13 protein-coding genes are annotated in these 11,926 nt (G+C 68.4%); 10 read left to right on the top strand and 3 right to left on the bottom strand.

Annotation, left to right across the window (positions count from 1 at the left end; genetic code table 11):
• Nucleotides 1-118: 118 nt before the first annotated feature.
• The 5 genes from VIR15_RS16815 to VIR15_RS16795 all read left to right on the top strand — a co-directional run bounded on the left by VIR15_RS16815 (nt 119) and on the right by VIR15_RS16795 (nt 4,830).
• On the top strand, nt 119-1,105 hold the full coding sequence (locus tag VIR15_RS16815) for an ABC transporter permease (RefSeq protein WP_331929824.1): 987 nt from the start codon (nt 119-121) through the stop codon (nt 1,103-1,105).
• A gap of 14 nt (nt 1,106-1,119) precedes the next feature.
• Complete coding sequence (locus VIR15_RS16810) at nt 1,120-2,049, top strand: ABC transporter permease (protein ID WP_331929822.1); 930 nt, start codon at nt 1,120-1,122, stop codon at nt 2,047-2,049.
• A gap of 4 nt (nt 2,050-2,053) precedes the next feature.
• Nucleotides 2,054-3,100: an ABC transporter ATP-binding protein gene (locus tag VIR15_RS16805; protein WP_331929820.1), complete on the top strand. Its 1,047-nt coding sequence runs from the start codon at nt 2,054-2,056 to the stop codon at nt 3,098-3,100.
• Complete coding sequence (locus VIR15_RS16800) at nt 3,097-4,128, top strand: ABC transporter ATP-binding protein (protein WP_331929818.1); 1,032 nt, start codon at nt 3,097-3,099, stop codon at nt 4,126-4,128. The genes VIR15_RS16805 and VIR15_RS16800 overlap by 4 nt, the downstream gene beginning before the upstream one ends.
• Before the next feature lie 183 nt (nt 4,129-4,311).
• A complete protein-coding gene (locus VIR15_RS16795) occupies nt 4,312-4,830 on the top strand; it encodes a DUF4395 domain-containing protein (protein ID WP_331929816.1) in 519 nt (172 codons plus the stop codon).
• A 21-nt stretch (nt 4,831-4,851) separates the two neighbouring features.
• Here the strand turns inward: VIR15_RS16795 and VIR15_RS16790 are convergent, their stop codons facing one another.
• Nucleotides 4,852-5,517: a TetR/AcrR family transcriptional regulator gene (locus VIR15_RS16790; protein ID WP_331929814.1), complete on the bottom strand. Its 666-nt coding sequence runs from the start codon at nt 5,515-5,517 to the stop codon at nt 4,852-4,854.
• A 63-nt stretch (nt 5,518-5,580) separates the two neighbouring features.
• On the opposite strand from VIR15_RS16790, the gene VIR15_RS16785 reads away from it, so the two are divergent.
• On the top strand, nt 5,581-6,189 hold the full coding sequence (locus VIR15_RS16785) for a class I SAM-dependent methyltransferase (RefSeq protein WP_331929812.1): 609 nt from the start codon (nt 5,581-5,583) through the stop codon (nt 6,187-6,189).
• A 17-nt stretch (nt 6,190-6,206) separates the two neighbouring features.
• Here VIR15_RS16785 and VIR15_RS16780 read toward each other — a convergent pair whose 3' ends face one another.
• Nucleotides 6,207-7,571: a CoA transferase gene (locus VIR15_RS16780; RefSeq protein WP_331929810.1), complete on the bottom strand. Its 1,365-nt coding sequence runs from the start codon at nt 7,569-7,571 to the stop codon at nt 6,207-6,209.
• 110 nt (nt 7,572-7,681) lie between these two features.
• Here VIR15_RS16780 and VIR15_RS16775 point away from each other — a divergent pair, with 110 nt between their 5' ends.
• The gene (locus VIR15_RS16775; protein ID WP_331929808.1) at nt 7,682-8,941 is read left to right on the top strand and encodes an ATP-grasp domain-containing protein; all 1,260 of its coding nucleotides are present in this window, start codon (nt 7,682-7,684) and stop codon (nt 8,939-8,941) included.
• Between the two features lie 123 nt (nt 8,942-9,064).
• On the top strand, nt 9,065-9,625 hold the full coding sequence (locus VIR15_RS16770) for a type 1 glutamine amidotransferase domain-containing protein (RefSeq protein ID WP_331929806.1): 561 nt from the start codon (nt 9,065-9,067) through the stop codon (nt 9,623-9,625).
• Here VIR15_RS16770 and VIR15_RS16765 read toward each other — a convergent pair.
• A complete protein-coding gene (locus VIR15_RS16765; protein ID WP_331929804.1) occupies nt 9,622-10,197 on the bottom strand; it encodes a DUF1345 domain-containing protein in 576 nt (191 codons plus the stop codon). The two genes, VIR15_RS16770 and VIR15_RS16765, sit on opposite strands and share 4 nt — an antisense overlap.
• Nucleotides 10,198-10,301: 104 nt before the next feature.
• On the opposite strand from VIR15_RS16765, the gene VIR15_RS16760 reads away from it, so the two are divergent.
• Nucleotides 10,302-11,243 (top strand): diacylglycerol/lipid kinase family protein, encoded by a 942-nt coding sequence (locus tag VIR15_RS16760; RefSeq protein WP_331929802.1) that lies wholly within the window; start codon nt 10,302-10,304, stop codon nt 11,241-11,243.
• Nucleotides 11,236-11,926: phosphatase PAP2 family protein (locus VIR15_RS16755; RefSeq protein ID WP_331929800.1), on the top strand; the 691-nt coding region annotated here is incomplete at its 3' end. The genes VIR15_RS16760 and VIR15_RS16755, both read left to right, overlap by 8 nt.

Below are 11,926 nucleotides of genomic sequence, written 5' to 3'. Positions count from 1 at the left end.
TCCGCAACAGCTGACACCATTCCAGACTTGGTGGCGGCGGCGACCCGGAGTAGGGTCGTCGCCGCCACCAGCACGTCGATAGGAGGCCCCGACCGTGGGGAGATATGTCATACGGCGGGTGCTTCAGTTCATCCCGACCGTGCTCGGAACGATGTTCCTGCTGCACTACATCACGTCGCTGGGCATCCAGCTGACCGGCAACCCGGTCCGTGCGCTGTTCGGCGACCGCACGCCAACGCCGGCAATGCTCGAGGCGCTCTCGGAGCGCCTCAACCTGAGCGACCCCTGCCTGACCCAGACGGGCAACCCGTGCTTCGGCCTCTTCGGCGAGCGCATCACCAACATCGCCCAGTGGGACTTCGGCATCAGCCTCGTGGGGCAGCGAGAGGTCACGGACATCATCGCCGCTGCCCTGCCGTACACCATCCGCCTCGCCCTCATCGCGTTCGTCTTCGAGGCGATCGTCGGCATCGTCGCTGGCGTCCTCGCGGGCCTTCGCAGTGGCGGGTTCGTCGACTACTTCGTCAAGATCTCGACGACGCTCATCATCGCGGTGCCGATCTTCGTGCTCGGCATCGTCATCCGCGAGTTCGTCGGCGTGAAGTTCGGCAACACGCTGCGTGCGGATGAGAGCATCCCCGACATCATCTCGCAAGGCCTGTTCGCGGCCGGCTACAAGCCGGACTACCCGTGGATGAGCCTCGTCATTCCCGGCATCGTGCTGGGCTCCACCAGCCTCGCTGTCACCGCCCGGCTGACCAGGACGAGCATGGTGGAGAACATCCGGGCCGACTATGTCCGCACCGCACGGGCGAAGGGCCTGCTGCCCCGCCGGATCACTGGCGTGCACACGCTGCGCAACTCCCTCATCCCGGTCGTCACCTCCCTCGGCGTCGACCTGGGTGTTCTCATGGGTGGCGCGGTCGTCACCGAGTCGATCTTCAACGTGCCCGGCATCGGTCGCGTCGCGGCCCAGAGCGCCAGGACGGGAGACGCCAGCGTGGTCATCGGCATCGTCACCCTCGCGGCCCTGATCTTCCTGGTCGCGAACCTCTTGGTCGACATCCTCTATGGGGTTCTCGACCCACGCATCCGATACGAGTGAGCGGGAGCTGACAAATGAGTGATCTCGTACCGACCGTCGCCGCCGAAGAGTCGGCGACGGCCCATCCCCCCACGACGGAGGGGCCGGGCGCATCCGGAGAATCGGCGAGCCTGTGGAGCGATGCCCGAAAGCAGCTGATCCGCAACCCGACGTTCGTGCTCTCGGCGCTCTACATCCTCGTGGTGGGCTCCATGGCGGTCTTTCCGACGCTCTGGACCGACCAGGACCCCCGCAACTGCGTCATCTCAATGAGCCGGCAACCTCCTCAGGAGGGACACCCCTTCGGGTTCAACATCCTCGGCTGCGACTACTACTCCCACGCCATCTACGGCGCGCAGCCGTCACTGACGATCGCGATCGGCGCCACGGTGGGAATCGTCCTCATCGGCGGCAGCCTGGGCCTCCTCGCCGGCTTCTACGGCGGCTGGGCCGACACCATCATCTCCAGGGTCGTCGACATCTTCCTGTCGCTGCCGTTCCTGCTCGGAGCGCTCGTCTTCCTCACCGTGGTCAAGGTGCAGAACATCCTGACCATCACGATGGTGCTCATCATCCTGGGCTGGACGACGATCGCCCGCGTCATGCGGGGTGCCGTGCTGTCTGCGAAGAACCTCGACTACGTCCTCGCGGCGCGGTCCCTCGGTGCCGGGAACGGGCGCATCATGCTGCGGCACATCCTGCCGAACGCCGTCGCCCCGGTGACGGTGCTCGCCACGATCGCCCTCGGCAGCTTCGTCGCCGCCGAGGCGACGCTGACCTTCCTCGGGGTCGGCCTCCAGCCGCCCGAGGAGTCATGGGGAATCATGATCACGGCGCACCAGGTCTACTTCCTGGAGGCCCCGTGGCTGCTCATCTTCCCCATGGTTCTGCTCATCGGCACTGTGCTCAGCTTCATCCTCATGGGTGACGCGCTGCGCGATGCCCTCGACCCGAAGATGCGGTGACTGGATGACCACCGATACCCCCGTCAAGTCCGAGTCGACTGCGCGGTTCCTCACCCAGCTGGACATGAGCGCCCCCCCGCTGGAGGTGCGTGACCTCCACGTGGAGTTCCGCACGACGTCCGGCCGGGCTCATGCGGTCAACGGCATGAACTTCGTGCTGCACCAGGGTCAGACCCGGGCGATCCTCGGCGAGTCCGGCTCTGGCAAGAGCGTCACGGCCCAGGCCATCATGGGGATCCTCGACAGTCCGCCGGCGGAGATCACCAAGGGCGAGATCCTCTACCGCGGCGTGGATCTGCTCAAGCTCTCCGACGAGGACCGTCGGAGGGTCCGGGCCAACCACATCGCGATGATCTTCCAGGACGCCCTCTCCGCGCTGAACCCGGTCTTCACCGTCGGGTTCCAGCTCGGCGAGCTGTTCCGGAAGCACCGCGGGATGTCCCGTCAGGCGGCGAAGGCCAGGGCCGTCGAGCTGCTCGACCTGGTCCGTATCCCCGCCGCCAAGGATCGCATCAACGACTTCCCGCACCAGTTCTCGGGCGGCATGCGCCAGCGCGTCATGATCGCGATGGCCCTCGCCCTCGAGCCCGAGATCCTCATCGCCGATGAGCCGACCACGGCTCTCGATGTGACGGTCCAGGCGCAGGTGATGGGACTGCTGGCTGAGCTCCAGAGCGAGCGCAACATGAGCCTGATCCTGATCACCCATGACATGGGGGTCGTGGCCGACGTTGCCGACGAGATCTCGGTCATGTACGCCGGACGGGTCGTCGAGGACGCGCCGGTCCGCGACATCTACGCACGGCCGGCCCACCCCTACACCAAGGCGCTGCTCGAATCGATCCCCCGCGTCGACATGAAGGGGCAGGATCTTGCCGTCATCAAGGGACTCCCTCCGGTCCTGACCAACATCCCGCCGGGCTGTGCATTCCACCCGCGGTGCAGGTTCGCTCAGGACAACTGCAAGGTTCCGCCGGAGCCGCCGCACTATGACGTCGACGTGGATCGAGTCGCCGCATGCCACTACTGGAGGGAGGTCATCGAGTCATGACCCAGACCCCGAGCAGAATCGGTGAAGTGGTTCTCGCGACGGAGGACCTGCGCAAGCACTATCCGCTGACGCAGGGCATCGTCTTCAAGAAACAGGTCGGGGCCGTGCGTGCGGTCGACGGTGTGAACATCCAGCTGCATCGCGGCGAGACCCTCGGTGTCGTGGGTGAGTCGGGGTGCGGCAAGTCGACGTTGGCTCGTCTCCTCGTCGGCCTCGAGACGCCCACCGAGGGCAAGATCATGCTGAAGGACCGCGACCTGTCGACGGTCTCAGCTCGCGACATGCGCAAGGTCCGCCGCAACATCCAGATGGTCATGCAGGACCCGTACACGTCGCTCAACCCGCGCATGACGGTCGGCGACATCATCGGGGAGCCCTTCGACATCCACCCCGAGGTGGTGCCGAAGAAGGGCCGCACTGCGAGGGTCCGCGAGCTGATCGACCTGGTCGGCCTCAACGCCGACCACATCAACCGCTACCCGCACCAGTTCTCCGGTGGCCAGCGCCAGCGCATCGGCATCGCCCGCTCGCTTGCGCTCAACCCCGAGATCATCGTCTGCGATGAGCCGGTCAGTGCCCTCGACGTGTCGATCCAGGCCCAGGTCGTCAACCTGCTGGAGAAGCTCCAGAACGAGCTCGGGCTGGCCTACATCTTCATCGCCCATGACCTTTCGGTCGTGCGTCACATCGCCGACCGCGTGGCGGTGATGTACCTCGGCAAGATCGTCGAGACGGGCGTGGAGGACGACATCTACGAGCACACGACGCATCCGTACAGCCAGGCGCTGCTGTCGGCGGTCCCCGTGCCCGACCCGACCCTTCGGGAGCGTCGCGACCACATCATCCTCGAGGGTGACGTGCCATCGCCGGCCAACCCGCCCTCCGGATGCCGCTTCCGCACGCGGTGCTGGAAGGCTCAGGAGATCTGCGCCACGGAGGAGCCGGCCCTGATCGACAGGCCGGGCTCCGACCACCCCAGCGCGTGCCACTTCGCAGAGGAGAGGCACGTCGTCGGCGCGACGACCTAACCCCTGGCGCACGGCTCGCCATCGCCGCCCTGCGCCTCCCGCGCCACTGAACGTCCTCGTCCCCAACTGATCGAGTGAACAGAATTCGGCCCGAATCCTGTTCACTCGACTCAGGGGGCTGGGGTGCGTCCAGGTGGCAAAACGGGTTTGCATAAGCCCAACTTATGCAATGCATAATGGGGCATGCGATCCTCGCGCTTCCCCGACATCGTCGACGACGTCACGGTCCGACTCATCGCGGCCGTCGTCCTCCTCGTCTCGGCCGCCACGTTGGTCACGCAGCAGTGGTGGCTACTCGCGCTGCTCGCCGTGGACTTCATCCTGCGTGCCACGTTGGGGCCGCGTCGCAGCCCCGTGGCGCGACTCGTCCAGGCGTGGGTCCGACCCCGCGTGCCGGCCGCCCCGCGCCCCACTGCAGGCCCGCCGAAACGTTTCGCGGCTGCGATCGGCGCCGTCCTGACCGCCACGGCAACCCTCGCCTACGCGTTGCACGTCGCAACGGGAGCCGAGGGAGCACTCGTCGCCGTCATCGGCATCACGGTTGTCATGGTGATCTTCCCTGCGCTCGAGTCGCTCCTCGGTCTGTGCGTCGGCTGCGTCCTCTTCGGCCAGCTCATGCGACTGGGCCTCGTGCCCGAGGAGATCTGCCTCGACTGCGCCGACATCACGCGGCGGGCGCAGGTGCGCAGTCTGGCCTCCTGAGCGCGACGCGCGCAGCGTTGCTCAGTCCGGCTCGGACTGCGGAGGGGGCAGGAGGGCGGCCTGAAGGGTCTCTTGGACCCAGGCGGTGAACCGGTCCAGGTCCCAGCCGAGCTCATCGACGAGGAGCCGGTGCATCGGTGGCCCGGTGAGCGCCCAGACCGTGGCTGCGGCGTCCTCGACGGTGAGCCCGTCCCGCAGGGGGCCGTTCGCCGCCACCCACTCCACGAACTGCGTGAGATTGGCCAGACGCGTCCGGTGCATGGCGCGGTGCTTCTCCGCGATCTCGGTGTCGACGAGGGCGGCTGACTGCATGACATCGTCGATCGGGCGCGCCCGGCTCGTTCGTCCGGCGATGTCCTCGGCAAACAGGGCGATCTGCCGCCGCTGGTCGTGCTCCCTGCGCACGGCCTGGGGTCGCTCCTGCGCGAGCACGCGCGGGCTCTCGACGTCGCCGGTAACGCTGTAGTTGAGCACCTCGACGAGGAGCCGTCGCTTCGTCTGGAACTGCACGTAGACGAGGTCCTCGCTGACGCCTGCCTCGGTGGCAACTGCCGCGACCGACGTGTTCGGATAGCCGTTCGCAACGAAGAGGTCGCGCGCGGCGCGCAGGATTGCCTCGCGGTTTGCGCGGGCCCGCATGGCCCGCACGGTTGAGCGGTAGGCCCGCCTCTTGACAGGTTCGGTCATCGAGGATCACCCTAGACGTACTTTCATTCGAGTGCTACCCGAACCAATCTAAGCGAGGGACAGATGAGCACTGGTTATGCGTTGGCCTACCGCTTCGGACTCACGCCTTGGGAGCGCGCCGGCAAGGCGGCCCAGGCGAGTTTCGACGCGCTGCTCGACCGCGAGGAGGCCGACCGCGTCAAGCCACTCGGTCGGGCCCTCGACCTCGGCTGCGGCCGTGGTCAGCACACGCACGACCTCGCCCGACGCGGCTGGGAGGCCGTGGGCCTGGACAACGTCCCTCGCGCGGTACACGCCGCCGAGGCGAACGGCCAATCATCGGCCACGTTCACGCTGGGCGACGTCACCGACCTTCGTTCGGCCGAGCTCGGGACGTTCGACTTCTTCCTCGACGTCGGCTGTTTCCACGGACTCGATGCTTCCCAGCGCCGGGCGGAGGCGGAGGGCATCACGGCGATCGGCAATGACGGGTCCACGGCCCTCGTCCTCGGCTTCCAGCCCGCAGGTCTGCCCTTCGTTCCTCGCGGTGTCACGCGGGTGGACGTCGAGGCCGCCTTCACCGGGTGGGACCTCGTCTCCGTCGATGCAGCCGACACGAGCGGCATGCCGAAGCCGCTCAAGAAGACGCAGCCGCAGTGGTACCGGCTCCGGAAGCGCCCAGCAGTGTCCTGATCGATGCCCGGCGCCAGTCAGGACCAGGCGAGGGCGGCGGCGCCGTACTCGCCCGGTGCTGGAAGCGGGAGCGGTGAGCCGTCGAGCGTGGCCGGCGACGCGGCGCGGGTGAGCCGACCATGCCGCGAGGACGTCTCGGTGGTCAGGACGGTGAGGGACCGGGGTTGGGCAGCCGGGTCCGGTCCGGCATCGAGGAGTATGCCTGCGGTGCCGGCCAGCGATACGTGGGCGCTTCCTGCTCCCTGCCGCGTCCGGGTGGCGAGCAGCGCGAGGACGGCCGCCGCCATGCCGAAGCCAGCCGCGATGTCGAGCGCCTGCACAGGTAGCGCTCCGGGTGTGAATCGCCCTGTGGCATCAGCCGTTCCGTAGAGATGCCCGATTCCCGAAACGGCTTGGACGATGCTGTCGAAGCCACGATCGCGCGCCCAGGGGCCGGCATCGCCCCACGCCGAGAGGCTGACGTGGACCAGATGCCGGTGGCGGGAACGGATCGTGGCATCGTCCAGACCGAGGCGGCCCAGAGCCCCCGGGCGGTAGCCCGTGACGAGAACGTCGGCGTCGTCGAGGAGGCGGCGGACGAGGTCCTCGGTGCCCTCCAGACGGAGGTCGGCCAGAGCCGAGCGTTTCCCGGCACCGGTCGCGAGGTAGGTGTCCAGATCCTCTGGTCGGTCGGGACGGTCGAGCCGGAGCACGTCCGCGCCGAGGAGCGCAAGCAGCTGGGTGCAGGTGGGCCCCGCCAGGACCCGAGTCAGGTCGAGCACCCGGATCCCGCTGAGCGGCAGGTCAGTCGTCGGCGCGAGGGGCCGCGCCTCTCCGCTGCCGTGGAAAGCGATCCAGGGCGCCGCCTCGAGCGCCGTGGCCATGGGCGACGCGCGCCACTGCTGTACCGTCCGCATCGCTCCGGCGATTCCACCGCCAGCACGGACTCGGTCCTCCGTCTCGATCGAGTCCATCCGGCGGAGCACGCGCTCGAGCCCGTTCCGGTCCTGCACGCCGAGCGAGCGCGACAGGGCGGCCGCATGGTGGGGGTAGTTGGCGTGCAGGCGGATCCATCCATTGGCCGTTTCGAACCACCCCGACATGGGCGCCCACGCCTCAGGGGTCCGGCCGTCCACCCGGAGGTGGGCCAGGGAGCCGAACGCTCCGGCAACACGGTCTGCCGCAGTGCCCAGACAGATCGGACGGCCGCGCTCCTCGGCGAGGACGTAGGCAGCGCGCAGGGCCAGTGTCACGCTGGCGACGGCAAGTCCTTCGACGTCGAGCGGCCCCGCCCACCACGAGCGTGGTCCTGACCATGCGACCGGCTCGTCAGCTACCGAAGTCCCGAGAACGGGTTCGAGCGCCGACTCGATGGCCGCGAAGCGACTGCTGGCGAACTCCACAACAGCGAGTGTGCACCGTGGATGGCTGATGAGCCCCGCGGCATACGGCCACTTCTGTTGACTTTCCTGCAAGGATCGGGGCACTCAGGCGATCCGAACAGGAGGCTCACATGGCTGGCCGCCGCACCCATCTCATCGGCTTGCTGCTCGGAGCGGAGGAGGACTGGCCGACGGCGTTCGAGGCGCTGCTCGGGTTGGTGGGGCCGATCACGACCGACGACGGCGTGACGCACGAGCTGGCGTCCGAGCGACTGACCATCGAGCCGTTCGACCTGCGCCAGCCGGTCCGGACCGAGCTCGTCATCGACCGGCTCGCCCACTGGTACTACCACCCGCGCGAGTGGCTCAAGAAGGCCGCGCTCGTCGACGACACCTACCTGCTCAATAGCCCGTTCACCTTCCAGTCGATGGAGAAGCACAGCGCCTACTGCGCCCTCATGCGCCTCGGGCTCAAGGTGCCGCAGACCGTCCTCGTCCCCTACAAGAACCCCGTCGACAACGTCCGCTGGGCCTACACGAGCGCGCGGTACAACCGTCCCTTCGACCTCAAGCAGATCGCGAACGACCTCGGCTACCCGCTCTACATGAAACCGTTCGACGGCGGCGGCTGGCGGGGTGTCTCCCGGGTCGACGACGAGCAGGACCTCATCGCCGCCTACGACGCGTCGGGCGAGATGCTCATGCACCTGCAGGCGACCATCGACTACGACGTCTTCGCCCGGGCCCTGTCCATCGGCCCGGAGACGATGGTGATGAACTTCCGGCCGGACGAGCCGATGCACAACCGCTACGCCGTCAGCCATGGCTTCCTCAGCCCGCGCGCCGGGCACGAGACGGCGGCGATCAGCCGGATCGTCAACGCCCTGTTCAGCTGGGAGTTCAACTCCTGCGAGATGCTCGTCAAGGGCGACGAGGTCTATCCCATCGACTATGCGAACGCCTGCCCCGACGTGGCCGTCACCTCGCTGCACTACTACTTCCCTTGGGCCATCAAGGCGCTCGTGCGCTGGTCGGCGTACTGTCTCGTCACCGGTCGCCGCTCCCGGACCGTCGGCCTCGAGACGCGGCGGTACTTCGACGTGGCGGACCGCGAGGACCTCAGCGACGAGGAGAAGCTCGACGCCTACCTCGCGATCGCCGACGAGTACTTCGAGACCGCGGCCTACGACGAGTGGTGCGCGCGGCACCTGGCTCATTTCGATGCCGCCGCCCTCGAGTGGTTCCAGAGCGAGGCGTTCCACCAGTTGCTGCGCAGCACGGTCGACCTCACCTATCCCGAGCACGAGCGGGACCGCTTCATGGCCCATTTCCAGGGCTTGATCGGCCTGTGGGTCCGGGATGAGGAGACGCGGCTGGCCGCACAGCCTTAGGCCGTATGCCGCTGAGCTGGCTCTGCTTCGCCCGTGACCTCCGCGGCCGGCGGGGTAAGGGCGCGATGACCAGCACCCAGCGACGCCCTGCCCTGGCGTCCACTCACCGAAAGGGATGAGCCGATGTCCAAGAAGGTCGCGTTCCTCGTCGCCGCCGAAGGGGTCGAGCAGATCGAGCTGACCGAGCCGTGGAAGGCAGTTACGGACGCGGGTCACGAGGCGGTCCTCGTCAGCCCGAAGTCGGGCTCTGTCCAGCTGTTCAACCACCTCGACCACGGCGACACGCAGCAGGTCGACCTGACGGTCTCCGATGCCCGGGTCGGTGACTTCGACGCGCTCGTCCTCCCCGGCGGCGTCGCGAACCCGGACGCGCTCCGGCAGGACCAGCAGGCCGTCGCTCTCGTCAAGGAGTTCGTCGCCTCGGGCAAGCCGGTCGCGGCCATCTGTCACGCGCCGTGGATGCTCGTCGAGGCCGACGTCGTGTCGGGCCGGCGGATCACCTCGTGGCCGAGCCTCAAGACGGACATCCGCAACGCGGGAGGCGACTGGGTCGATGAGACGGTCGTCCAGGACGGCAACCTCACGACGAGTCGCAAGCCCGACGACCTGCCGCAGTTCATCTCGGCGCTGCTCGAGTCGCTCCAGCACGGCTCCGCTGCGACGCCGACCGCCGCGGCTGGCTAGCTGCCGCCCAGGCCGGCGACGAGGTTGATCGCAGCGGCGATGACGACCGTGCCGTAAAGATAGGCGAGCATGGTGTGGCCGAGGACCACGCGTCGGATCTCGGTGGTCCTGAGGGCCGTGTCCGACACCTGGTAGGCCACGCCGAGCCCGAACGAGAAGTAGGCGAAGTCGGAGAACGCCGGGTCCTCCTTCTGGTTGAAGTCGATCGGGGGATCGTCGCTGGAGTAGTACAGCCGGGCGTACCGCAGCAGGTAGACGGTGTGCACACAAAGCCAGCCCACGGCCACGCTGAACAGGCCGATGACGGCGTCGATGACCTGCGCCGGCCCCGAGGCGGAGCCTCCGATGAGCAGGACGGCGACGCCGGTGAGGCTGGCGAGGCCGACGACGATGACGACGACGTCGTACCAAGCGCGGTCGCCGTCGCGGCCCTCCACCTTCTGCCGGGTCGCTGGCGCGTCATGGCCGAGGATGTGCGCGAGCAGCGGCACGGCGAAGGCGAGGCCCGCGACGACGAAGCCGACGAGCAGGCGCGCGAGGAGTGCATCGGCGGCTCCGAGGGGTACAAGCATTGCGACGACACCTAGGACAAACGCTGCCAATAGGCGTCGACGGATAGTTGGCACGTCTCGGACGTTACTTGGTCGAGACTCCGGAACCGAAGAGGATGAGCGCCATGGCCCCGACCCGACGACTCGCGGTCGTCTACAACCCGATGAAGGTCGAGGACCTCGACGCGGACCGGGGGGTCGTCGCCGCGGCCTGCCGTCGGCACGGCTGGGAGGAACCGAGCTGGATCGAGACCACGGCTGAGGAGACCGGCGAGAAGCAGGGGCGAGACGCAGTCGAGGCTGGCGCGGACGTCGTGGCCTCGCTCGGCGGTGACGGCACCGTCCGCGCGGTCGCCACGGCGCTCGTCGGCACCGGCGTACCCCTCGGCCTGCTCCCGGCCGGGACGGGCAACCTCCTCGCGCGCAACCTCGACCTGCCCGTGGACTCAACCGAGAGTGCGATTGAGCCGCTGCTCACCGGGTCGGACCTGCCGATCGACGTCGGGTTCGTCTCCGCCGACGGCGACCCCGAGGAGGTCTTCCTCATCATGACCGGGCTCGGCCTCGACGGCGAGATCATGGCCGGCACGAGCGAGCGGGTCAAGGGCGTGCTCGGCTGGCCCGCGTACATCGTGTCGGGGGTGAGCAAGCTGTGGGGCCGTGGCTTCGCCGTCCGTGTCGCCGCGTCCGGCGGGAGCGGGGTCGTCGGGTCCCCGAGTGGGTCACCGAGTGATCGCGTGCGGCGGCATGCCCGGACGGTCATCGTCGGCAACTGCGGCACGCTCCAGGGCGGTCTCGAGCTGATGCCGGACGCCAAGGTCGACGACGGCGTGCTCGACGCCGTCGTCATCGCGCCCCGCGGCGCCGTCGGATGGGCGTCCGTGGTCGCCGACATCGCCACCCGGCATCGAGTGGGCCACAAGCGGCTCGACCGGATGCGCGGAGGCGAGTTCACCATCGAGACGGCGCGGCCGATCGAGGCCGAGATCGACGGGGACCCCATCGGCGCCTGCCGGCGCCTCGACATCAGAGTCGACCCCCAGTCCCTCCTGGTGCGCCATGGCTGACCAAGCCACCCGCCAAACCGCACCCGCGCCGGGAACGCGCTCAGCGGCATACGGCCGGGGTCGTCGAATGCTCAAAGCGGTCGGCTACGGGCTCGCCTTCGCGGTCCCCCTGACCGCGCTCGCCTTCGTCGTGCGCATGAAGTCCACGCCCGTCGTCGAGCTGGACCAGACGGCGATCACCGCGGCCACTGGCCTGACGCGGCAGAACCCGGCCCTGCGCGACGCACTCATCGTCTGGCAGGAGATGACGCAGCCGAAGTGGGTCTACATCGCGGGCACCGTCGTGTGCATCGTCATGTGGCGCCGCTACCACCTCAAGACCCGTGCGCTGTGGGCCTTCGTCGTGATGATGGTGGCGTGGGCGCTGCAGCTGGGCATCAAGGAGGTCGTCAAGCGGGCCCGGCCCATCGTCCATGACCCGGTCTCGCATGCGCCGGGCTACAGCTTCCCCAGTGGCCACGCCGCCAACGCCGCCGCTGCCGCGACGATCCTCACGCTCCTCGTCTGGCCGGTCCTCTCGCCCCGCGCCCGCCGCTGGGTGACCGTCTGCGCGGTGGCCTTCGCGCTCATCACGGCTCTCGACCGGGTCTTCCTCGGGGTGCATTTCCCCTCCGACGTGGTCGGCGGGCTCATCTTCGGGGTCGGACTGGGGGTCGCCTCGTACGTCGGCTACCTCGGGTGGA

The organism is Intrasporangium sp. (genome assembly GCF_036566125.1).
Taxonomy (GTDB): Bacteria; Actinomycetota; Actinomycetes; order Actinomycetales; family Dermatophilaceae; genus Intrasporangium.
The sequence above is the reverse complement of the archived record's forward strand: the minus strand, read 5'-3'. Positions and strand labels throughout refer to the sequence as shown.

Excerpts from the sequence above, each read along its gene's own strand:
- VIR15_RS16810 (WP_331929822.1), top strand. The coding sequence starts at position 1,120 with ATGAGTGATCTCGTACCGACCGTCGCCGCCGAAGAGTCGGCGACGGCC.
- VIR15_RS16805 (WP_331929820.1), top strand. The coding sequence starts at position 2,054 with ATGACCACCGATACCCCCGTCAAGTCCGAGTCGACTGCGCGGTTCCTC.
- VIR15_RS16800 (WP_331929818.1), top strand. The coding sequence starts at position 3,097 with ATGACCCAGACCCCGAGCAGAATCGGTGAAGTGGTTCTCGCGACGGAG.
- VIR15_RS16795 (WP_331929816.1), top strand. The coding sequence starts at position 4,312 with ATGCGATCCTCGCGCTTCCCCGACATCGTCGACGACGTCACGGTCCGA.
- VIR15_RS16790 (WP_331929814.1), bottom strand. The coding sequence starts at position 5,517 with ATGACCGAACCTGTCAAGAGGCGGGCCTACCGCTCAACCGTGCGGGCC.
- VIR15_RS16785 (WP_331929812.1), top strand. The coding sequence starts at position 5,581 with ATGAGCACTGGTTATGCGTTGGCCTACCGCTTCGGACTCACGCCTTGG.
- VIR15_RS16775 (WP_331929808.1), top strand. The coding sequence starts at position 7,682 with ATGGCTGGCCGCCGCACCCATCTCATCGGCTTGCTGCTCGGAGCGGAG.
- VIR15_RS16770 (WP_331929806.1), top strand. The coding sequence starts at position 9,065 with ATGTCCAAGAAGGTCGCGTTCCTCGTCGCCGCCGAAGGGGTCGAGCAG.
- VIR15_RS16765 (WP_331929804.1), bottom strand. The coding sequence starts at position 10,197 with ATGCTTGTACCCCTCGGAGCCGCCGATGCACTCCTCGCGCGCCTGCTC.
- VIR15_RS16760 (WP_331929802.1), top strand. The coding sequence starts at position 10,302 with ATGGCCCCGACCCGACGACTCGCGGTCGTCTACAACCCGATGAAGGTC.